21 protein-coding genes and 1 tRNA gene are annotated in these 22,300 nt (G+C 52.8%); 8 read left to right on the top strand and 14 right to left on the bottom strand.

From position 1 onward, the window contains the following. The first annotated feature begins 21 nt into the window (after window positions 1–21). On the top strand, window positions 22–195 hold the full coding sequence (locus ACI48K_RS05805) for a hypothetical protein (RefSeq protein ID WP_475026607.1): 174 nt from the start codon (window positions 22–24) through the stop codon (window positions 193–195). Between the two features lie 340 nt (window positions 196–535). Next, the gene (locus ACI48K_RS05800; RefSeq protein ID WP_475026606.1) at window positions 536–1,102 is read left to right on the top strand and encodes an RNA polymerase sigma factor; all 567 of its coding nucleotides are present in this window, start codon (window positions 536–538) and stop codon (window positions 1,100–1,102) included. Window positions 1,103–1,336: 234 nt separating this feature from the next. On the opposite strand, the gene ACI48K_RS05795 is transcribed toward ACI48K_RS05800, so the two are convergent. Next, window positions 1,337–1,831, bottom strand: a complete 495-nt coding sequence (locus ACI48K_RS05795) for a hypothetical protein (protein WP_475026605.1) — start codon at window positions 1,829–1,831, stop codon at window positions 1,337–1,339. A 324-nt stretch (window positions 1,832–2,155) separates the two neighbouring features. On the opposite strand from ACI48K_RS05795, the gene ACI48K_RS05790 reads away from it, so the two are divergent. After that, on the top strand, window positions 2,156–3,550 hold the full coding sequence (locus tag ACI48K_RS05790; RefSeq protein WP_475026604.1) for a chymotrypsin family serine protease: 1,395 nt from the start codon (window positions 2,156–2,158) through the stop codon (window positions 3,548–3,550). Between the two features lie 280 nt (window positions 3,551–3,830). Here ACI48K_RS05790 and ACI48K_RS05785 read toward each other — a convergent pair. The 5 genes from ACI48K_RS05785 to ACI48K_RS05765 form a co-directional block, all read right to left on the bottom strand. Then, window positions 3,831–3,915 (bottom strand) — tRNA-Leu (locus ACI48K_RS05785). Between the two features lie 95 nt (window positions 3,916–4,010). Further along, window positions 4,011–4,355 (bottom strand): carboxymuconolactone decarboxylase family protein, encoded by a 345-nt coding sequence (locus tag ACI48K_RS05780; RefSeq protein WP_475026603.1) that lies wholly within the window; start codon window positions 4,353–4,355, stop codon window positions 4,011–4,013. A 67-nt stretch (window positions 4,356–4,422) separates the two neighbouring features. Then, window positions 4,423–4,638, bottom strand: coding sequence for a hypothetical protein (locus ACI48K_RS05775; protein ID WP_475026602.1), 216 nt, complete (start codon window positions 4,636–4,638; stop codon window positions 4,423–4,425). A 123-nt stretch (window positions 4,639–4,761) separates the two neighbouring features. Beyond that, complete coding sequence (locus ACI48K_RS05770; protein ID WP_475026601.1) at window positions 4,762–5,094, bottom strand: hypothetical protein; 333 nt, start codon at window positions 5,092–5,094, stop codon at window positions 4,762–4,764. 98 nt (window positions 5,095–5,192) lie between these two features. After that, window positions 5,193–5,765, bottom strand: coding sequence for a xanthine phosphoribosyltransferase (locus ACI48K_RS05765; protein ID WP_475026600.1), 573 nt, complete (start codon window positions 5,763–5,765; stop codon window positions 5,193–5,195). Window positions 5,766–5,865: 100 nt separating this feature from the next. Between ACI48K_RS05765 and ACI48K_RS05760 the strand changes: the two genes are divergently transcribed. Then, a complete protein-coding gene (locus tag ACI48K_RS05760) occupies window positions 5,866–6,909 on the top strand; it encodes a YkvI family membrane protein (protein WP_475026599.1) in 1,044 nt (347 codons plus the stop codon). Here the strand turns inward: ACI48K_RS05760 and ACI48K_RS05755 are convergent. The 3 genes from ACI48K_RS05755 to ACI48K_RS05745 are packed head-to-tail and all read right to left on the bottom strand — an operon-like array spanning window position 6,898 to window position 12,560. Next, a complete protein-coding gene (locus ACI48K_RS05755; protein WP_475026598.1) occupies window positions 6,898–10,104 on the bottom strand; it encodes an AAA family ATPase in 3,207 nt (1,068 codons plus the stop codon). The genes ACI48K_RS05760 and ACI48K_RS05755 overlap by 12 nt on opposite strands. After that, window positions 10,101–11,420: a metallophosphoesterase family protein gene (locus ACI48K_RS05750; protein ID WP_475026597.1), complete on the bottom strand. Its 1,320-nt coding sequence runs from the start codon at window positions 11,418–11,420 to the stop codon at window positions 10,101–10,103. The genes ACI48K_RS05755 and ACI48K_RS05750 overlap by 4 nt, the downstream gene beginning before the upstream one ends. 18 nt (window positions 11,421–11,438) lie before the next feature. Next, window positions 11,439–12,560 (bottom strand): glycosyltransferase family 4 protein, encoded by a 1,122-nt coding sequence (locus ACI48K_RS05745; RefSeq protein ID WP_475026596.1) that lies wholly within the window; start codon window positions 12,558–12,560, stop codon window positions 11,439–11,441. A gap of 167 nt (window positions 12,561–12,727) precedes the next feature. On the opposite strand from ACI48K_RS05745, the gene ACI48K_RS05740 reads away from it, so the two are divergent. From ACI48K_RS05740 to ACI48K_RS05725, 4 genes are all read left to right on the top strand, one after another. After that, entirely contained in the window at window positions 12,728–14,167 is a 1,440-nt protein-coding gene (locus ACI48K_RS05740; RefSeq protein WP_475026594.1) for an RsmB/NOP family class I SAM-dependent RNA methyltransferase, read from the top strand. A 122-nt stretch (window positions 14,168–14,289) separates the two neighbouring features. Next, on the top strand, window positions 14,290–14,385 hold the full coding sequence (locus ACI48K_RS05735; protein WP_475026593.1) for a YjcZ family sporulation protein: 96 nt from the start codon (window positions 14,290–14,292) through the stop codon (window positions 14,383–14,385). Between the two features lie 172 nt (window positions 14,386–14,557). After that, window positions 14,558–15,136: a DUF2087 domain-containing protein gene (locus ACI48K_RS05730; protein ID WP_475026592.1), complete on the top strand. Its 579-nt coding sequence runs from the start codon at window positions 14,558–14,560 to the stop codon at window positions 15,134–15,136. An 86-nt stretch (window positions 15,137–15,222) separates the two neighbouring features. Next, a complete protein-coding gene (locus ACI48K_RS05725) occupies window positions 15,223–16,506 on the top strand; it encodes an MFS transporter (RefSeq protein ID WP_475026591.1) in 1,284 nt (427 codons plus the stop codon). Between the two features lie 303 nt (window positions 16,507–16,809). Here the strand turns inward: ACI48K_RS05725 and ACI48K_RS05720 are convergent, their stop codons facing one another. The 5 genes from ACI48K_RS05720 to yjbM form a co-directional block, all read right to left on the bottom strand. Continuing rightward, complete coding sequence (locus ACI48K_RS05720; RefSeq protein ID WP_475026590.1) at window positions 16,810–17,613, bottom strand: Cof-type HAD-IIB family hydrolase; 804 nt, start codon at window positions 17,611–17,613, stop codon at window positions 16,810–16,812. 897 nt (window positions 17,614–18,510) lie between these two features. After that, the gene (locus ACI48K_RS05715; protein WP_475026588.1) at window positions 18,511–19,266 is read right to left on the bottom strand and encodes a pseudouridine synthase; all 756 of its coding nucleotides are present in this window, start codon (window positions 19,264–19,266) and stop codon (window positions 18,511–18,513) included. 3 nt (window positions 19,267–19,269) lie between these two features. Further along, window positions 19,270–20,823, bottom strand: a complete 1,554-nt coding sequence (locus ACI48K_RS05710; protein ID WP_475026586.1) for an RsmB/NOP family class I SAM-dependent RNA methyltransferase — start codon at window positions 20,821–20,823, stop codon at window positions 19,270–19,272. A 149-nt stretch (window positions 20,824–20,972) separates the two neighbouring features. Then, a complete protein-coding gene (locus ACI48K_RS05705) occupies window positions 20,973–21,479 on the bottom strand; it encodes a DUF309 domain-containing protein (protein ID WP_475026585.1) in 507 nt (168 codons plus the stop codon). Then, a complete protein-coding gene (gene yjbM / locus ACI48K_RS05700; RefSeq protein ID WP_475026584.1) occupies window positions 21,469–22,284 on the bottom strand; it encodes a GTP diphosphokinase in 816 nt (271 codons plus the stop codon). Before yjbM ends, ACI48K_RS05705 begins: the two co-directional genes overlap by 11 nt. Between the last annotated feature and the right edge of the window lie 16 nt (window positions 22,285–22,300).

The raw sequence follows: 22,300 nt of genomic DNA, 5'->3' as shown, positions 1-22,300 counted from the left end.
ATTGTTTCGGTGCAGGCGGCAATGAAGTCAGGCGCATTATCGTCGGAGGATTGCGTTCACTGGTATTTGGAGCGAATCGAACGGCTCAACACGAAGTTAAAAGCAATGCTTGAAGTTCAACCCGGACACGGGGTATCCTGCCATCAACGTACCGAGCGGGTACGCAGAGACAGGCATCACCGCCAAATTCACTAATCCAAAATAATCAAAAAGGTCGGCTAATCGCTATCGGCAATTAACCAACCTTTTTTGTAAAGCAATGCGGTCGAGAGGACGCGAACCTCCACGGGGGGGTAGCCCACACGGACCTGAATCTCTTAGCAGAGTAAAACGACTAGGCAAGTAATTCTTATCCGGCAGCTTAGGATTCGGAAATAATCAGTATTAATTAGCAACCTTTTAATTTCAATGACGCAATTAATAAATTATTAGTAATTTTCAATATACCCATTATTTTCCTTTTTTGGTATACTAATAATGACCGTCCTGGATTCCAATTTAACACCACTAATATAAATCTCAGTGGAGGAAACTTATGGAACAATGGTTTTATTTGTTGCGTAGTCCAATAAATGTACTGGATAAAACAATTCAGGAGTTGGTTTATCGCTCTTTTTATCAATTCGTTTATCGCGATATCTATTTTATGGTCCATGAGCATTCACTTACAGAGGATGTAATTCATGATGCTTTTATAAAAGCAATCACCAATGGACCGCTGATGAAATCAGATATAAACATCCAGGCTTGGGTCAAGCAACTTACTCGTAATACTGCTTTAGATCATCTAAGGAAATTAAAACGAGATCGTCAAATATTTACGGAACCCTACGATATTATACGTAATACAACTTCCGATGAAATCAGTGTGACAATCGAGGTTGAAACCAAAGAAAGAGATGAACTACTTTATGAAGCACTCACCGAACTACAAACGAATTATCAATCAATTTTATTTCTCTTTTATTTGGAGGGAAAGTCCTATCGGGAAATTTGCAAAGAGTTACATTTAACTGAATCGGTTCTTACACAGCGTTTAGCAAGAGCACGGAAAAAATTGCTTAAACTCTTTTTAAGAAAGTGGACTGATGATAATAAATGAATCTAACGAACTTCTATTTTGTACAATTAGCCCATATTCGAATCGAATTATGAAATTACCTCTATGTTCCATTTAACACTTCCGTAGCTTTTTCCTCATAGATTCACTTTTTGTTTTCTCTGATCAGTTAAATAGCCTCGACCTTTTAAAAGTAGTTAATACTAACAATGGTGGAGGCTATAATTCTGAATGAATGTCTTTGTCTTGAGCAAATGTGGTGATTAGAAACCTAGGCTATTTTTCACTATCAGTAACTTCTATTGTTCGAAGATCAGTTTCAACTTTATAATTCTGGCTGCTTCCATCCTTATTAACCGTGAATTCAGAAACCGCTGACACCTCATAAAAACCCGGTTCTTTAATTTTATAAGTATACGTCTCTGAAATAGTCATCTTTCCTGAAAATTCCCGATTTTTACCTACATCCGAAATTACAGAAGAGTTGACCTGCTTTCCACTATGATCCTTAATCACAAATTCAAACATATTTTCCCTACTCATAATCATAAGTTTTTGTTCTGTTTTCACTTCAAAATCTGCTCTAATTGTAAATGCTTGATTAGCTTGGATTTTATCTGGAGCTATAATATTGGCAGCAAAAAACTTATTTTCTTTATTGCTAATCGTTGAAGAAATTCCCTCTACATTTGATACTGTAGACTGGTTTAAATTTATTGACCGACAACCGAGCAAATTCAGAAAGATAACAATAATTAGCAATATCTTCAAGTATAACCACCTCCATTTTAGCAGACGTAAAAAAATGGTTTTTGTTGCAAAAGCCATTTCATTCTATTGAAGCATGTTCTCGAACTAATGTATCAAAGCGATTTGGAGTTTGGCTAAATAATTAGCATTCGGCTAGCAATTTCCGTTAGAAAAGGGTTAATTGCAACGTTATTAATATAGTAATTCCAAAAAAAGGAGGAAGCAACCAGGAATTTTCATCTTGAAGCCGGGTAGGAGTCATATCCTTGCGAAAGGAGGATACAAATAAAATTTTTGCTTTTTGATTAGCACAAAATAATTAATTAAGGAAAGGAATGAAACCAAGTGAAGAATAAAGTTTTAATTGGATCGATTATACTTGCTATCTCCTTAATTTTTAGTTCAAGCATTAATACTTCCGTAAGTGCAGAAGATAACTATCAATGGAAAACGGTTAGAGGAAGTATCTGGGATATTGCAGAGATCACTCAAAAAAATAATGTTAATGAAATCCCCTATCCCATTGAAACTAACATATCTCCCAATATTCTAGGCAATACTACACTTCTGGATAACTATGTTGAAAAGCAAAGAATCAAGCGAGATATCCCCTCTATCAAAAAGCTTATTGAAGAGTCCCCTGACCAATTTTCAGGATATTACTATGCTGAAGATGAGGGCACGGTAGTCGTCCAAATTACTGAAAACTCCGAATCCCTAAAAAAACTGGTCCGTGAATCAATCCAAAACCAGGATAAAGTTGACTTTGAAGTTACAAAGTTTTCTTGGGCCGATATCGAGAATGCAAAAACGATAATTGAAAAAAGTGTTGAACCCGGATCGGTTCGAGCCCTTATTCCCGATGTAAAAAATAACAGGCTAATTATTGCATTGGATGAAGACACAATCGTTAGTAAAGAATCGGTGACTTCGCTTATTCCCCAATCAGATTTGCTTGAGTTTACCGAAGTACCAGCTTCGGCATTTACGGTGGAAACAGACGATACTCATTACGGTTCTTTATTTCCTATGGGATCAAAAATCGGGGGAAACTACCATGAAGTAGGAGATAATTTATACCAATACAGCGTTTGTACTGCAGGTTATTTTGGTGTAAATCAAAACAATCAAAATGTGCTGGTTACTGCTGGTCATTGTCAACCTACAGACACAGTCAGCGCTTGGTATCAACCTACATGGAATACTACCTCAATTGGTGATTATACCTATAGAACCACTTCTGCTGGGGATGGCTCAAATGCAGTTGCTGATGCAGGTTATATAACTTTGAACTCTAATTACGAAGGACGCCCGAGGGTTCCCTACCCTTCTGTTACAAATATGGCTATGATAACCGGTATATATGTTGCCGATACACCTGGAGATACAATTTATTTAAGAGGCGCGAATAGCGGAACCACTACATCAGGTCAAATAGCCTATTCAGATGTTGATATTTATTGGGGGGGCGATGGTTATGGGTACAAACGTAACGAAGTTTTAGCTACCGGGTATTCTTCTATGGGGGGAGACAGCGGCGGGTCTATTTTAACTGACTACGCATATGATAACTCTTTACAAGGCTGGACTTTTGATATAGCCGGTACCCATACAGGAGTCGTAACTCTCAGCAGTACAGATAGTCCTATTCCTCCAGGAAGCTATAAAGTATATGAACCTGTCTGGACATCATTCAATGATTTGCATCTTGACGGTATCATGATTGTTGCTCCACAGTAATACTCGATATAATCGCATATATTACAAGAGTCGTATAGTCCTGACTATCAAGGGCTATACGACTCTTCATTTATTGATAGTTTAGTACGAAGTACACAGCTTGACCAATTTTAAAGGCTCGCCTAAACCCAGAACGAGTTTCCTTTTCTAACTACCTAATACGGATCAAATAGATAAGTGCAAGACTTTTTGTCCAGATAACGAGCAGTAACTTGAGTTAGCAGTTATGTAAAAAAGGCTTGTAGTTGCCTGAGCAACTAAAGCCTTTTTTATAAAGTAATGCGGTCGAGAGGACTCGAACCTCCACGGGGGGTTAGCCCACACGGACCTGAACCGTGCGCGTCTGCCAATTCCGCCACGACCGCGTAATTTCGTCTTGCGAGAAAGTGTTTTTCCGCAGTGACAAAGTTTATAATATCACGCGGTCATGGGGGAGTCAACCTGTAAATCCTGGATGAGGCTATTGAACAGGCCGAACCGTAAGAGCTTCCTGAACCCGGGTCACGCCCTGGGACAAAGCGTTTCCGGCCAACGCCGCGGAAGCCACCGCTACGGTTTCCAAAATCTCCGCATCGCTTGCCCCTTTTGATTTGGCTTCTGCGGCATGATAGAAGGTGCAGATTTCGTTATTTACAGACAACGCAATACCCAGCGCGATCAGCTGCTTCGTTTTCGCGTCCAGCGAACCGTCGGAAAAGCTTTCGCCGGTAAATTGATGATATGCTTCCGTCACTTTCGGCATGGAGGCGCCGTAGCGATCCATTTCCTCTTTGTACGCATTGATTTTGTCGGTAACCCGCGACATGGCAAAGCATCCTTTCTTTTTAGGATTGGAATCACTTATACAATGTCCCGTGCCGCGAAAAATATGCCTATTCCCCCGGCGATACCCGAGATTGTTTAGCGGTCTGATAGATGTAGCTCCGGTCCAGCTTAACGATGTTTCGATTGGGCTTACGCACGAGTACATGGGTGTCATCCCAGGCGACGACAATGCCCCGGACATCGTTGGCTTCGATCGCATCGCGCACGACTCGTACTTTTTCGCCGGATAGGCGGTATTCGTTCAATTGTTCATCCGAGATCATCGGTTAACTGCTCCTTCCTGTGACGAGTTTCAAAAAAAGACCCCGCTTAGTCAAGGCGGAGTCTTTCTATATGACGGCAGATCTTGACGAGCTATCGGTAAAGTCGCAATTTCTTAAAACGAATTAAAGGGAAGCATGTTCCTTGCTATCATTCTTTTCGAACCAGAAATCAAGCACTTTCGCAGACATCACGCGTTGTTCCAAATACCCCACCTGCTGAGGACTGAACTGATCCTTCCATGGCACATTCAGTTCCTGACACAACCCTGCGATCGTCAGTAACGCCGACCAGGCAACGTAACGTTTGTACCAGAAAAACTGGGGATGTTCAAGCATATAGGGATAAAGGTCATCAAATTCCGTATGTTTACAATCCAGGGCACGTTCAAATGTGACCTTTGCATCGGACAATTTCGAGATAAAAAACTCCACGTCTACAACTGATTCTTTCCCCATGATTTAAGCCTCCTCTCCCTAGTACTCCCCATTATAACGAAAAAAGGAGGGCCTGCAAAGGATTCTTACAAAAATGTTCCCTTTGGAAGAGCCCAAGTTTAATCGGCAAAACGGATTTGGCCGCCTTCGAGAGAAGCGATCCTCACCAACGATTCCAGGCGGACGCCTTGCTCCCGGATAGCCCTCGCGCCAGGCTGAAAGCACTTTTCCACCGCAATTCCCGCACCTACCAGCTCCGCTCCGGAACGAGCGATGATTTTGATAAGTCCCCGCGCCGCATCCCCGTTTGCGATAATATCGTCGATAAACAGGATCCGGTCTTCTTCCCCGATGAACTCCCGGGACACGAGGATATCCGTGACAATGCCTTTCGTAAACGAAGGTACCCGTTCGCACAGCATGTCCGGTTCAACAAGAAGCGTCTTTTTCCGGCGCGCAAACACCAAAGGCACCCCCAGCTCATAAGCGGCGGCAAAAGCAATCGCGATCCCCGACGACTCCACGGTAATGACCCTCGTCACGCCGGCATCGCGGAATCGCTCCGCAAACTCCTTGCCCATCCGCATGGTCAACTGCGGATCCACCTGATGGTTCAGCAGCCCATCCAACTTCAGCACTTGGTCCGAGACGATAACGCCCTGCTCCATGATCCTTTGTTTTAATAACTCCATATTTTTGCCTCCAAAGCTCATCATTTAGGTTTTGAGTCATGTCCCGTTCCAAGACGACATACCTTGTACTATATATAGCACATCCGCCGGGGGGAAAACCATGAAAAATGCCGTAAAAATTCTGCAGATCGCCTTCACATATATCGGTACGGTCGTTGGGGCCGGTTTTGCGACGGGGCAGGAAATTCTTCAGTTTTTCACCCGGTACGGCAAATGGGGAATTCCGATGATCCTCGTATCGACGATCCTGTTCGTATGGCTGGGCACCAAAATGATGCTGCTCGCCCGGGAGATCAAGGCCGTATCCTACGAGGATTTGAACCGCCGCCTATTCGGCGATAAAGTAGGACGAGGCCTCAGCTTGTTCACCTTGATCGTCCTGATCGGCGTCAACAGCGTGATGCTCGCCGGGGCCGGCTCGGTCTTCATGGAGCATCTCGGACTTCATTATCAGATAGGCTTATGGATTACGCTCCTATGTACCTTTCTGCTGCTCGGCCGGGGCATCGGCGGCGTGATGCAGTTGAACTCCATCGTCGTTCCGATGATGCTGGCATTATCCCTCGCCATCATCTTCAATACGGCCGGTTCGCCGGGGGCGACGCGTTTTCTCACGCTTGGCACCGATGACCTCCTCTATTTTGCCTGGGCTTCGCCGCTGATGTACACCGCCTTTAATTTGTCTATGGCGCAAGCGGTCCTGGTTCCGATCGGCAGCCATACTGACAATCGGCGCGTGATCATCGCAGGAGGAGTTTTGGGCGGAACCGGGGTTGGTTTTATGCTGATGGCCGGCCATTTCGCCTTGTCCGCCCATATGCCGGGCATCGTTCAATACGAGATCCCCATGGGCAGCATCGCCCAGCAGCTTGGCACGACGGTGCAGCTCATCTATGTTCTGCTGATTTTTATGGAAATCTTCAGCACGTTCGTTGCCGATGTATACGGGGTAACTCTGCAGATTCAGCAGCGAATTCAAGCTCCGCCCATGCTGATCGGCCTTACGATTTTGTTTATCTGCTACGTGACCAGTCTCTTTGGCTTCAGTTCCCTGCTGTCCGTACTTTATCCGGCATTTGGGTTGTTTAGCCTGCTGTGGGCCTTTATGCTGGCCAACTACCGAAAAAAGGGCTCATCCGGATAACCCCACAATTTGAGCGCCCGGCATTTGGGCTTGAATCCGCTCCACGATATGGGCGTGGCAGGTCATCATGATGATCTGCTGCCGGTTTGAAACAGAGCGAAGCACCGAAAGAGCCCCGTCAAGCCGGGACAGATCAAAGTTGACGAACAGATCGTCGAGCAGAAGAGGAAGGCTGCCTTCTCTCAGCACCGCCTCCGACAAGGCCAGCCGCATCGCGAGATACAGCTGCTCGGCTGTCCCCCGGCTCAAATAGGCGCTTTCGATCACCCCATGTTCGGCATGCTCGGCCATAAGTTCCTGACTGCCCATTTTCATCACGATCCGCTTGTAAGTCCCGCCCGTCATTTCCGTAAAATAACCGGACGCCGCCCGCAGCACCGCAGGCTGCCGCTCCTCCTCATATATGCGGCGAACGCGGGCGATCAGTTCGCTGCACACCGCCATGACCGCATATTGGTCCACACCGTCGGCAAGAGCGGACTCCGCCTCGGCCAGCTTCTGCTGCAAATCCTCCTGTCTACCGCGCTGCTCCAAAGTCTCTTTTTCCTGCAAGAGCCGGCCGCGTCTTTCCTGAAGAAGCTTCCAGCTCGCCTCAGATTCTTCCTTGGTTACCCGTGCTTGTTCAGCCTGCCGAAGGAGCTCCGCCTCGTCTGCCACTCGCAGCAGCGCCTTAAGTTCGCTCCGTTCGTTTTCGTCCAACCCGCTGAAGAGCAGCAATTCCTGCTGCCGTAGATTCCGTTCAAGCTCCTGACGCCGTTTGACGTTCGCCCCGATGCGCAGGAAGGCTTCCCCATCCTCGGCCTGACCTTCTGCCAGCAGACCTTGCTCCTGCAGCTCCAGCCGGCTCAGGCGGTCCTCCAAGCGCTCGCCTTCCTCCTTGAGCGGAGCCAGCTTCGCCAGCAGCATCTCGCGTTTGGTATGAAGCTCCATCTCGTGGTCCAGCCGGATCAGGGCTTGTTTGAGCCCGGCAACCGCGGAATCCATCAACTCGGACGAGGAGACGGACTGAACGAGAAGCGCTGAGCATTCTTCCTCGAACCGCTTCAGATCCTTGTGGAAAGTTGCGGCTTTGCCGGAAACGAAGTCCAGGCGGTTCAAGCGCTCCCGGCCCTGTTCGGCAAGCCGGAACACGTCCATCGCCGCCTCCGGCGACAGATCGGAGGAGAGCCTGCGCTCCGTCAGCCAATCTTCCCAGTCCCGCGCCAGTTCGGCGAACGCCGCTTCACGCCTGGACAACTCGCGTTCCAGCCCCTCAAGCTCGTCCTTCGCCGCAGCCGCCCGATTGCGGCATGCAAGCGCCTCTGCCTCAAGCGTATCGTGACGCTGTTCCCACAGCGCCCAGCTCTCCATCAGCCGGCGCAGCTGCCGCTCTTCTTGGTCCCATGCGCCGGGCACCTGCACGGAAGCCGATCCGCCGTTTTCCCGGGCAGCCGCGCTCAGCGGATGCCGAATCAGGCGGGACAGAAGCGCATTCAAGCGATCTTCCGGACCGGCGGCCGCCTCCCTTCCGGAGCGTCTGCCGGAAAGAGAACGCGGGCGTTTATTGTCTTGCCGGCCATATGCGGAGAAGCCAAGATAAGCGTCAAAGACGGCCAGGATAACGCCGGTCAGCAATGCTCCCCAGGGAGAATCCGCAGCAAGCCACAACACGGCCGGAAGCGCAAGGGTCAGCAGAGCGCTTCCGGCAAGCAATTTCCCGTACAGCGAGCGCATTTGCGACACCGCCAGCGCTTCCGCGTCAGCGGCGCGAAGCTCCGCCATCCGGGAGGCGGATTGCTCTCTCCAGCGGTCGAGCTCAAGCGCGAGCTCCTGCCATGCGGCGCGGATATCGGCGCGCGTTTGCGGGACAAGCACGGAGAACTGCCGTTCTCCTGCCGCTTCGTTTTCAATCACCAATGCGTTTGCCGCCTCGAAAGCCGCCCTTGCGGATGCCGCAACCCGCTCCTGTTTGAAACGTTCGCTGCGAAGCACCTCCATGTCCTTATCGTAAGCGGCGAACCTAGCGGCAAATTGACGCACGCTTTCCCGCTCGCCTACCGTTCCCGCGAAGATTCGCAAGTCGTCCGGCGTCCAGTCCGGGCGGATGCTGCGCAAATCTTCCTCCAGGCGGCCATGAAGCTGAACCGACTCGGCCTCCAATTCGACCAGTTCCCGCCGTTTGGCTTCGTATTCCGGCAATTGTCCCTCCAGAGAGCGCAAGGCCGCCTCTTGCCGAAGCAGCGCTTCATCGGGCGTTACCGAACGAAGCTCGGCCTGCCGAGCTTCGAGTCGCCGGGCGAGCTCGCTGTGCTCCAGCAGCAGCCGCTCTTTTTCCGCCTGCAGCGCCTGCCAGCGGGCCAAGCCTTCCTCCGGAAACCGATTGTGCCGGGGAATCGCTTCAAGTTCGGAGCGGACGGCTTCCCGCCGAATCCAATCGGACCGGTCGTCCACCGCTTTTTGCAGCCTCGACGCGATTCGGTTCAGCGTCATTCGCTCCGCTTCGCCGGCTGCCAGTTCGGCGACGGTCGCCTCCAGCTCCTCAAGCACCACGTTGTAGCGAGGCAGCAGAGTCTTCGCCGACTCGGCTTCCTTTTCAAGCCGCTCCACGGCCTGGAGGCGAAGCGCAATCTCTTGCGTTCTTCCCCGCGGCCGGTACAGCTTGTCCATGTCCTGCAGAAGCTTTTTCTCCCCGCGCAGCACGGCCGCTCCTCCGCCGATTCCGGCATGGAACAGAAAACGGCTCATCTCCTCCGAGCGAAGGGCCGACACCTCCTGCAGCTCAGTCAGCGAAACGGCAAACAGCTGCTTGAACATGTCTTTGGACATGCCGCCGAGCAGCTGCCGCTGCAGTTCCTCCTGCGTTGTCTCCAGCAGCATGCCGTTTTCACCGCTTCGGGAGATACGCAGCCGATCGCCGCGGGTTCCCGCGAGATTCCGGCCTTCCGGCGGCTGTGCATACCGTTCGACGGTCCAGACGGCTCCGTCCTCGCCGCGAATCGTCAATGTCCCTCCATGGACGCCGCCGCGGACGGGCTCATAACGTTCCGGTCCGTTCGCGCGGCTCGGGATGCCAAACAGCATGGCCCGTACGAATCCGAGGAGCGTGCTTTTCCCGGCCTCGTTCGGTCCGTAAAGCACGGTTACCGATCCCGGCAGCGCAATGTCCAAACCGTTCAAATGCCCAAATCCGCTAACCTGCAGCCTCTCGATCCTCATGGGTTTCTTCCCTCCCTCGTCTCCTCTGCCAACAGCAGGGAGGAGGCCAGCTCTTCGGCCCGGTGCAGCAATTCAAGGCGCTCCCGCGCACCCATTCCTTTTATCAGCTTCCGCAGCTGGCGGTTGTCGGAAAGCGGACCTATCGCCCCGTCCATAATGGCATCCAGCAGATCCGGCTCTTCTTTTGCAAGGTCTCCCAGCCGGAGCAATTCGCCAAGGAAGCTGTCCTCCCGCATGATCCGGGCCTTGTCAATATCCATGCCCGTATCGCTTTTGAAGCCTGCCGGCCATACGATTCCATGCGGCATTCCCGCCGCTTCCCGTTCCAGAAGCTCCGTCTCCCGCCGCCGCAGCTCCTGCAGCAAATCATCGCTTTCACGGCCGGACTGAAGCAGGGGATGAAGCGGACCTCTGCCGGTAAATGTCAGCCGCAAAATTGCGATTTTATCGTCGTTTTCTTCCCGGGTCTCCTCCAGCTTCTCTTCCACCTGAAGCTTCCAGGCTTCCTCGGAATTTAAGCCTTCGATCGGCACCTCCGCCTCCAGCCATATGACCTGCGCCAGCTCGCGGAACGTCAGCCGGGCGGTTCCGTTTTCCGCCACGTCCACGAGATAGCAGCCCTTCGGTCCGGTCTCCTTCAGGCTTCTCCCCTGAATGTTGCCGGGATAGACCACCCACGGGGCTTCGGATAAGATCTGCCGCTTATGGATGTGGCCAAGCGCCCAATAGTCGTACCCGGACGCCTGCAAATCCCGCAGCGAGCATGGGGCGTAAGCGTCATGCCCTTCCTGCCCGTCCACATTGGCGTGAAGCACCGCGATATGATACAGCGGCGGCGAGGACGGCTCCCGGCGAAACTGCAGGGACAGGTTGTCCGTGACCGCCGCGGTCCCGTAGGATACCCCGCTGACGATAGCCACGGGCTGCCCGTCGCTTCGGCGCACGGCCGTAACCTCTTCGGCCTGCGGCCCGAATATCTTGACATGCGGCGGCGTGGCCAGCCGCAAGCGGCTGCTGCCGAGCGGATCGTGATTCCCGTGAATGGCATACACGGGAATGCCGTGCAGCCCGAGCTTGTCCCAGGCTTCCCGCAGCCTTAGCTGCGCCCGCAGGGACGAGTCGGCGGCGTCGTAAATATCGCCGCTCAGCACGATAAAATCCACCTCCTCGGCGACGGCCAGATCGACCAATTTTGCGAAGGCGGCAAAGGTGGATTCCCGCAAATACCGACGCAGCCGATCCGGCACGCCGGACATCCCCGAAAACGGGGTGTCCAGATGCAGATCGGCAGCGTGAAGAAATCGGAACGAATTCATAACATCAGCACTCTTTCATTATTTGAATTGCAAATACACTTTTTTCAATTCATGGACCACGCGGTTCAGAGAATACAGGTTTTTCGCTTTATCCGACCCCGTGCGCGCCAACTCGTAGCGGTAAGACGGATCGACGATCATCTTCTCCAATGCGTTGGCCAGTTCGAACGGGTTCTCCGGCGGAACAAGCAGGCCGTTGATTCCATTCTCGATCTGCTCGGCAATGCCTCCGGTGTCCGTGCCGACAAGCGCAAGGGAACACATCGCCGCCTCGGCGAATACCGAACCGAAAGCCTCCGCCCGCGAAGGCAGCACGAAAATATCAAAGAACGGCATAAACTCTTCGGGGTGCAGCGTGTATCCGTAAAAAATCGTGTCGTCATAAATCCCGAGACGCTGGGCCAGCTGTTCCAGCTCTAATCGGCTGGGCCCGTCGCCGATAATATGCAGCACATAACTTAAGCCCCGCGATTTCAATTCGGCGCAGGCTTTCAGCAGAATATCAAGCCCTTTTGCCGGGACGAGACGGCAAACCGAAACCAGCTGCGCGACCTCGTTTTCATGCGGCACCGGTTTGAAACGTTTCTCGTCAAATCCGTTCGGAATGACTTGGATCGCGTCCGGATCGTCGACATAGGGAGCCAAATACTCGGCAAAAGACTTCGAAACCGTATACATCCGGTCGGTCTTTTTCTCCAGTTCTTTATACAGCAAAGTGAGGAATTGGTGCTCGATGTCGTTTTCTTTAATCCGTCCGTTCAGAATCAACTCCCGCTCATAACTGGAGTGGACGCTTTGTACCACGGGCGTGTCGGGGAAAGCGGCTTTCATGGCCAGCCCCGCAATCGGATGATGGGCGTGGATCAAATCGTAAGACGTTTTGATCCGCAGCTTCGTCCACCACAAATAATCGCGATAGGTTTGCACGTATTTTTGCACGATCGGGCTTTGCTCGAATTCATGCCAGTCGAAGGTTTCGAATTCAACGGGATCGGTTCCTTTGGAACGGATGCGCTTGGGCAGGGAAAACAGTTCCATCTCCCAATGGGGAGGGTTGAACCGGTCTTGCATAAAAGGAATCATCGATGATACGCCGCCGGGTTGTTCCGGAGGAAAAAATAAAGCCTGCAGCAGTTTCATATAGGTTCTCCTTTGCATGGTCATTCCGTTTTGCGGATGAAACGCTCGCATCTTCATTATACAGAACGCAGGAAAGAACATCCATTCCCCTTTTGAGATTAAAAGACGATGTGATAAACTTCTGAGGTAATGTTGACTGGAACTTTGAAAGGAGCCTTCCCCAGACGATGACAGAAATATCCCTGCCCGCAGTGTTCCAAAAAACGGTCCTCTCCATGCTTGGCGAGAAGGAAGGACAAGCTTTTCTGGACAGCTACGCGCTGCCGAGAACCTTCGGGCTTCGACTTAATACGCTTAAAGCTCCCTTCGAATCCCCGGCTGCCTCCCGCATCGCGGAGTTGTTTGCGCTCACTTCCGTTCCTTGGTGCGAAACGGGTTATTATTATGAAGAGCAAGCTCGGCCTGGTAAACATCCTTTCCATTCGGCCGGATTATATTATATTCAGGAACCGTCGGCGATGTCGGCCGTGGAGCTGCTTAATCCGCAGCCGGGCGAAACGGTGCTGGACCTTGCTGCCGCCCCCGGCGGGAAAACGACGCAGATCGCCGCAAAAATGCAGGGTGAAGGGCTGCTCGTCAGCAACGAGATTCACCCGCAGCGCGCGCGGATTCTGGCGGAGAACGTAGAACGGCTCGGCATCCGAAACGCGATCGTTACCCAGGCAACGCCGCCGGAGCTTTCGGCTCGTTTTCCGCTTACGTTTGACCGGATCATGCTCGACGCCCCCTGCTCCGGGGAAGGCATGTTCCGCAAGGATCCGGACGCGATTTCCGAATGGTCGCCGGAATCGGTGGAGCTGTGTGCCGCCCGGCAGTGGGACATTTTGCAGGATGCGGTAAAAATGCTAAAGCCCGGCGGAAAATCGGCTTATTCCACCTGCACGTTCAACCGCAAGGAGAACGAAGAGACGATACTTCGACTGCTGGAGGCTTACCCTTTTTTGCGGCTGCTCGGCGAAAAGCGGATCTGGCCGCACCGCGAGCGCGGCGAAGGCCACTACGTCGCCCTGCTGGAACGGGCTCACGATGCGGAAGCTGCCGGCGGCGATACGGCGCTTCCGGTCGCCCCCTCTGGCCGCAACCGGGAACAACGCCGGCCGGCAGGAGCGCACGGCGGCAAACGGGCCGGCCAGGACGCCGCCGCCCGGGAGCTCGCGGCCGCTTGGGACGCGTACCGTTCTTGGGCCGCGGAGGATCTCCCCGGCTTCGAGCCCGGGAACGGCGACCCGGTTCTGTTCGGCGAAGCGCTGTATTGGCTGCCGCAAAGCCATGGACTTGCACTTACGGCGGAGCAGCTCTCCGGTCTGAAGATCCCCCGGGCGGGACTCCACCTCGGGGATTATCGGAAAGGGCGCTTCCAACCCGCCCACGCGCTAGCGATGGCCGTTAAGGCGGCCGATGCCCTCCGGGTCTGGCCGCTGGAGGAAAATTCCGCAGAGACAGCGGCTTTTCTGCACGGAGAGACGGTCGGGATTCCTGCGGATTTGAAAGGCTGGTGTCTCGCCGCCGTTTCGTGCGGGGGAGAGCTGTTTCCGCTCGGCTGGGGCAAGGCAAGCGGCGGCCAGCTCAAGAATCACCTTCCCAAAGGGCTGCGCAGTCTGAAGTAAAAAGGACTGCAGCCCCTTTTCCCGCGATTGGCCGCTAGTCCAAAATTATTTCTTTTCCAAGGCATACGATATGGTATCTCGTGAATGCGAGAATCCCAACGGACAGCAAGGGAGGAATAACAATGAGTGACGTAGTAGGCGGAGCCTTCACTTCCACGGGAGTCATTTTGGTACTTTTCATCTTGCTCGTTATCGTTTCCCGTGCCTTCTTAGTTTAATAGTCTAGCAAAAAAGCGGGATGAATCCGGATCAGGGTTCATTCCGCTTTTTTATTGCGCTTTTTATGGCTTTTGGGGCCAAGGCAGCGCTCTTTCTATTGACTTCTCCGGGTTGTCGTGGAATAATACAAGCGTCTAATTAAATATTTATCAAATTAGCGAGGGGATATATATGCAGCTGGACCGATTGGTGAATTTTCATAAGGCCGTGGGAGATGTGACCCGGATCCGGATTATCGCTCTGCTGCAAAACGGACCGCTCCATGGTCAGGCGCTTGCCGGCAAACTCGGGGTTACGCCCCCGACGATTACCCACCACATGACCAAACTTCGCGAAGCCGACCTAGTTTACGAGCGCCGCGACAAAAACACGATCTACTTCTACCTGAACGAGAAGAGCTTATCCCAACAGGCGCAGGCGATTTTGAACATCGGAAAGCCGGCTCCAAGCTCGGAGGGCAAAAAAGGAGACGCCGAGAAAAAAGCGGCGGTGCTGGACAACTTTTTTACCAAGGAAGGCACTTTGAAGCATCTTCCTGCTCAGCGCAAGAAAAAACTCATCGTGCTCGAACGGCTTGTCAAGGGTTTGGAACCGCACCGGCGATATACCGAGAAAGAAATTAACGATTACATTTTGAAATACCACGAGGATTTTGCGACGATTCGCCGCGAGTTTGTCATGAATCATTTTATGTACAGGGAAAACAGCATCTATGAGCTGAATCCGCCGGAAATGTGGGGGCAAAAGTGAATTGCCCTTTTTTTTCGATATCTAATTAGATATATGTGAAATTAGATAAATATATGTTTGCGGAATACGAAAGGAGTCTATTCGAAATGAATCATCGCTTGGTGCTGCGTCAAGAATCACAGTATAGGCGGTTGTTCGGCGCAGGGCTTATCAATGGCATCGGGGACCGCTTCAGCCAAGTGGCCGTTTTAGGGCTGCTGTTATCGCTAACCGGTTCGGGGTTGTCCGTAGGGATTACTTTTGCCGTTCGCCTGCTCCCCTACCTTGTTCTCGGGCCGCTTGGCGGCTGGCTGTCCGACCGTTTCTCCAAAAAAACGATCATGATCCTGACCGACGCCGTACGGGTTTTCTTCGCACTATGCCCGCTGCTTGTCAAGGATTCGGGAGATGTGTGGATCATTTACGTCAGTTCATTCATCTTATCCGCCGGCGAAGCGCTTTACGCTCCGGCCCGCATGTCGGTCATTCCCCGTCTGGTTCGCAAGGAGAATCTGCTCGCCGTGAACAGTCTGGAGCAATCGAAGGTAGGTTTCGTGCTAATCGGCGGTTCCGTAACGGGCGGGGTGATCGCGGCAGCTGTCGGCGGGCAGGTTTCTTTTGTCATCAATGCTCTGTCGTTTCTGCTTTCCGCTCTTCTGTTGTCCGGGCTTTCCATTCCTGAAGCCGCACTGCCGGATGCTCCCGGGCAAAAAACTGGGCCTCCTGCATCGTCCGGCCAACCGGCCGGTACAACTTCTCCGCCCTTTGCGGCAACGTTCGGCGAGCTGCGCAAGGTGATAGCCGGGTCGGCGTTTCTGCGGGCCATGCTGGTCGTATTCGCCGTATTGCCGGTTGGCGACGGGATTTTCAACATTCTGATCAGCGTGTACGCCTCCGAAGTTTTTCGGATGGGCGACCTGGGGATCGGTATTTTATACGGCGCGCTTGGCTTGGGCATGATCGCCGGATCGGCGTTTACCGGAAAAGTGGCCCGAATCATGAAAGCGGCGACGATTTTCGCCATCCTGCTGGAAGGGGTTACCCATGTGCTGATCAGCCAAAGCCCGTCATTTCTGCTGATTGCCGTTCTGCTCGTGTTCTCGGCGATTTTCTCCAGCATCGGGAACGCATGCAGCGAGACGATTTTGATGACCGCTTTCCCGGCAGAGCTGCAAGGGCGTTTCTTCGGAATGCTGGCGACCATGCAAAATACGCTAATGGGCCTTTCCATGTTTGCCGCAGGCCTGGTTCTGGAAGGCTTCTCCCCCAGAGAGCTGGGGTTCGCCGGCGGTAGTTTGTTCGTCGCGATCGGCTGCGTGTTCGCTTTCGTTTTCTTCTATGGCGGCGCACGCTTGAACGACGCGGAGAGTCCGGCGGATTTGAGCCGGTAGCGGTTTAGGTGGTGTGGCGTTCGTGTATGACTCCCTTTTTTGGGGCTAACGGATCGTAGCGACGTTATTTAGCGGTTTTCGCTTGATTTCCTCGGCTAACGGACTCAGATGACCTTATTCGGCTTGGAAGCGTGACATTTGAGGGCGTTTCGGGCAAATAACGTTTCCTCGATCCGTTAGCGGAAAATAGTTGGCAAAATCCTTGAAATAAGGAATGCTGAGTCCGTTAAAAAGGACCGAGAGAAATTAATCCCCCCGATCCTTCAATATTATGCTTCATTAAATGCTTCAATGCTTCGCAAATTAAGCTTGAAGGCAATATTTCTGCAGCGCCAGCTTGACGCCTTCCGCGTTATTGGATGCCGTCACCGCATTTGCCGCGGCTTTCACTTCCAGCGGCGAATTGTCCATGGCCACGCCCAGTCCGGCAAAGGTCAGCATCGTAATGTCGTTATAATAATTGCCGATGGCCATGACATTCTCGGCCGGAATCCCGCGTTTTTCCGCCAGTTTCTGCAGCGCCGCTCCCTTGGAAGCTTCCTTATGCATCAGGTCGATGAAAAAGTCTCCGCTCCGCAGCATATTGAATTCCTGCTGCCAAAGACTCCAGTCCGCGTAAACCTTATCCATCACTTTCATTTGATCGGATACGGTGAATTTGACGATCGGTTCGCTGAAATCGGCCCAAGCGGGAAGCTCCAGCGGCTCGATCAAAAACTTGTGATACATGTCCAGCGCGACTTGACTGAGGCCCGCGACTCCTTGCACATAAAGCGCAAACGTCGTATTGACGTCAAAATGGATGCCGTTCTCCCGGCAGTAATCCATATAAGGCTCCAGTCCATGCGGATTAAGCGCAAACTCGTGGACAATTTCCCCGCTTCGGACATCGACGGTGGCCGCCCCATTATGGGTGATGACATACCCTTCAAGCCCCATCTTTTTCATAAAAGGAATCGAATTGCCCGGAGCACGCCCGGTGCACAGTACGAATTCCGCTCCTTGATCCGCCAGGCTGCGGATCGTTTCCGCCGTTCCCGGCGACAATTCGTGATCGTCGTTCAGCAAGGTTCCGTCTACGTCTAATGCTATCAGTTTGTATTTCATCTCCGTGGTCTTCTCCTTTTAATTTATCTCAACCCTCCCAAACCCTCCCTTACCGTAAGGGAGGGCCCCAAGGGCTTGCAGCCCTCTGGACTCCCGCAAACTGGGATAACGTTGGAGGGGCAGAGGCGCTCCTGCCGCTGTCCCCTTCGGGGATGCGCTTGGACTTTGGTGCGTGGAACGCTTTTCCCCCTTCGGGTACGTCTTACTTTAAGTTCACCCGGGTTACCTGGTAAACCGGCCTGCTCGTGACTGCCGCTTTAGCGCACCCGGGATACTTAGGCTGCTAATTAAGCCGCTTGTCGCCCTGCGGGCACGCTCTACTTTTAGCGCTCCCGCTTGGGGCGGTGAGTTCAACTAGGTAGCTTTTTTACCTTACTGTGTGCTAACAGCGCTCTCCCTGCGGGAATCGCTTTACGTTTGTGCAGGGATTAATTTGTGGGGCGCTTCTCTGCTACTTTCTGCTAACAGCGCTCTCCCTGCGGGAATCGCTTTACGTTTATGCAGGGATTAATTTGTGGGGCGTTTCTCTGCTACTTTCGGCTAACAGCGCTCTCCCCGCGGGAATCGCTTTACGTTTATGCAGGGATTAATTTGTGGGGCGCTTCTCTGCTACTTTCTGCTAACAGCGCTCTCCCTGCGGGAATCGCTTTACGTTTATGCAGAGATTAATTTGTGGGTGCTTTTCTGCTACTTCCTGCTAACAGCGCTCTCCCTGCGGGAATCGCTTTACGTTTGTGCAGAGATTAATTTGTGGGTGCTTTTCTGCTACTTTCTGCTGACAGCGCTCTCCCTGCGGGAATCGCTTTACGTTTGTGCAGGGATTAATTTGTGGGTGCTTTTCTGCTACTTCCTGCTAACAGCGCTCTCCCTGCGGGAATCGCTTTACGTTTGCCTTAGCTATTTTTTGTAGGTCCGCAGGGTTTCCAGTTCCTGCTCCGTCAACTCGCGAAAGGAACCCATCGGCAGGGTTTCGTCCAGGGCCAGAGGGCCCATGGAGATCCGCTTCAGGTAGGTGACCTTGGAGCCGACGGCCTCGAACATTCGCTTCACTTGATGGAACTTGCCCTCCGAGATCGTCAGATGGATGAGCGACTGCTTGCTGCCGTCGTCCAGTGTGCGGTGCTCCAGCACGTTCAGCTCTGCGGGAAGGGTGACGTATCCGTCGTCGAGTTCGACGCCTTGCTTGAAGCGTTTATCCTCCGCGTCGCCGATGTGACCGAGGACGATGGCCTCGTAGGTCTTTGGCACATGCTTGCGCGGGGAGAGCAGGTCATGGGCGAGCTGGCCGTCGTTGGTCAGCAGCAGAAGACCCTCGGTGTCCTTGTCCAGCCGGCCGACCGGGAATGGCGCAAAAACCTGGAATTCTGCGGGAAGCAGGTCGATGACGGTCCGCTCTCGCGTATCCTCGGTCGCAGAAATCACGCCCGGAGGTTTATGCATCATCAGATACACGTACTCCCGGTAAAAGACGGCTTCCCCGTCCACTTCAATGGTGTCGGCCATGGGATCGCTTTGGACGCCGCTGTCTTTCACGGCGGCGCCGTTCAGCGTGACCCTCCCCTGCTTGACCATCTTTTTGATGTCAGAGCGCGAGCCGTATCCCAGGTGGCCTAAAATTTTATCGATACGCTGCGTTTTTTTGCCTTGACTCATGCCTTATGTCCACCTCCAGCCTGCGGGATATTCGTTTTTCAAAAGGCCGTCCAGCCACTTGCCCCAGCCCAGCGAATATCCGTCCGCCGTTACAAGAACGTATCCTTTAGGCATCGCGCCCGGCCGGCAGCGAATTCGGTCCACGGCAATTTCCAGCGTCTCGCCTTTTAAATACCGGACCGCTTCCCCCGCCGCAGCGGAGAGATCCAGCGTTCTGGCCGCTTCTTCCGGCTTTAGCGCGGTTGCCAGAGGATGGCCGGGGGTGAATCTGCCGTTTTTAACCGTACCCGCGTACCAACCGGGGCGAACCACTTTTAATCCGTCCAACTGCTCCTTCGGCAGCGGCGACAAATAAACATTGCCCCCGAACAGCAGCGGAGCTCCCGGCAGTTCATTGTGCAGATCAAGCTGCTCCTCCGAAAAGGATGTCCAACTGCCGAGCAGCTCATGTTCATCCGGCCCTTTCCGGCCTCCGGCAGGCAGCCCCCGTTTTTTCCCGCCGCCTTGACGGGATTCGGCGGAATCGCGCCGGTAGCGTTCTTCCGTCGCCTTGCCAACCGTCTCATCGTCAAATTGCGGCCGGTCCTCCTGTGAACCCGCTGCCCCTCTCCGCCGCAACAAAGCAAAGAAATGGCCCTCTCCTTCAACCCGATGCGGCCACAGCCGGCCGCACCCTGCGGTTTGAGTAGCGATCTCCGCGGCAAAACCCGCGCCGCCTTCCTTTCCCCGCAGCCAGTCCAGCCATTCCGGCCGGCCAGGCTCAATCCCGGCGCCACGCGGGAGCGGAACCACTTCAAAATCCGGGTTATCTTCCAGGAACTCGGCAATCATCGCCTCATCCTCTTCGGGCGCAAACGTGCAGGTGGAATAGACGATCAACCCCTCCGGCGCCAGCATGGAAGCCGCCGTTCTGAGAATATCCCGCTGCATCGCCGTGCATTTGGCGATGGAATGCTTCTCCCATTGCCGCGCCATATCCTCGTCCTTGCGGAACATGCCCTCGCCCGAGCAAGGGGCATCGATCAGGATTTTATCGAAAAAGTACGGAAACTTGGCGGCGATCCGCTCCGGCGATTCATTCAGCACCACCGCGTTGCGGACGCCGTACAACTCGATATTTTTGGCCAGCGCTTTCGTCCGCTCGGCGCTGATGTCATTGGTGACAAGCATTCCCCGCCCGTTCAGCTTGGCCGCAATTTGCGTCGACTTGCCTCCCGGCGCCGCGCACAGATCAAGCACCCGGTCTCCCGGAACGACGTTCAGCAGTTCCACGGGCGCCATGGCGCTGGGCTCCTGAATATAATATAAACCGGCATGGTAAAAAGCGTGTTTTCCCGGTTTAAGACTTTCATCAACATAAAACCCCGTCTCGCACCACGGAATCGGCCTTAGTTCAAACGGAGCGATCTTCCGGAACGACTCGACGCCGATTTTCAGCGTATTTACGCGGATGCCCGCGTATCTGGGATTATCGTAGGAGGACAGGAATTCGTCATATTCATCCTCCAGCAGCTCCCGCATTCGATTTAGAAAAGCTACCGGCAACTGTATCGCCATTCATTTACCTTCCATTCCGTTTAAGCTGGTGATCCATTACAAAACAATCTTATTGTACCATATGGCCCTCCCTCCCGATACGGGAAGCGTCCCGATCCGCCCTAGCACAAAAAAGCCCTCCCCATTCAAAGGGAGGACCTTGACATTTTTCATTTATCCAAACGAACCCTTTTGGGGTCGGTATCCCGTTCCAGCAACTTCTTTTGCCGCTCTTCGTGTTTCGGCCCCCGCTCAGGCCCGCGCCGCTGCGGGATATTGGGCGCAATTTTATTCGCCGCCTCTTCCACCTCTTGGAGCAGCAAAGGATCCAGGATGGAAATCGTCAAATCATAATATTCGAACGGGTGACTCATATAGCTCTCCAACGCTTCGGCATATTTCCGAATCTCGCTGCGCAGGCTTTCCAGATCGATGCCCAAGCTGTCCGCAGGATACGCCGCGAGCCGCTCCGCCGCTGAAAGCAGCATTTTCCGGCCACCCCCCGCATTTCCGCCCCGAAAATGGTACAGTCCCACAGCAGCCTGAAGCAGCCCTTTATAAAGCGGGTCGCGGCCCCGGCTCAGCCACAGTTCCTCGAGCACCTCATGACACTCAAAATAATCGCGGTCCCGGTTAAAATAAATCAGATAGGCCACATAGAGCGGCTCATAGCTCATCCCCGGGTTCCTCCACTTTTTTGTGCGCTTTAATGAGGTCTTTCACCTCATTCATCAGTTCCTTGATGCCTTCCATGTCGTGGGCTTCCCATAGCTCGTTAAATTTGCGCTGCGCGCTGATCGCCTCGGACACCAAATGGTAAAAGTACAGCTGGTGAATGGATGAAAGCAGCACGGAAACAATGTTCGAGTCGTCTTCGAAGCTCTTTTGCGCGATCAGAATTTCCTGGCGGATGCTGGACATTTCGTTGTCGAGGACAAATGCGGCTTCGGCGGCTTTTTTCAGCCGTCCCCGCATTTCTTCAGGCAGGCTTTCCCGATATTTATAGTTCAGCGAATGCTCGATCGTCGCCCAGAAATTCATGGCCAGCGTGCGGATTTGGATTTCGGCCAGCACATTTTTTTGCCCAAGCGCAGTTTGCACCGGATATTCCACGATCATATGGAAGCTGCGGTAGCCGCTTTCTTTGTAATTCGTAATATAGTCCTTCTCGTACAAAACTCTGAGATCCTTGCGCATGCGGATATATTCGGCAACCCGGCGGATGTCCTCGACAAACTGGCACATAATGCGGATGCCGGCAATGTCTTCGATACCCGTCTCAAGGTCATCCATGGATACGTTTAGTCTTTTGGCTTTGTCCAGTATGCTGGAAATCTTCTTGACGCGGCCGGTCACGAATTCGATAGGCGCATACTCCTCAAGCTTCTTCAGCTCGGAACGCATCGTTTTCAATTTCACTTTCAATTCCTCAACAGTTTGTTCATATGGAAGCAAAAATGTTCCCCAATCCCTACTGTCCATCCTAATGCCTCCTGTC

The sequence above is a fragment of the Paenibacillus terrisolis genome (assembly GCF_056171975.1).
Note: the sequence above shows the minus strand (reverse complement) of the source record. Positions and strands in the feature narration are given on the sequence as shown.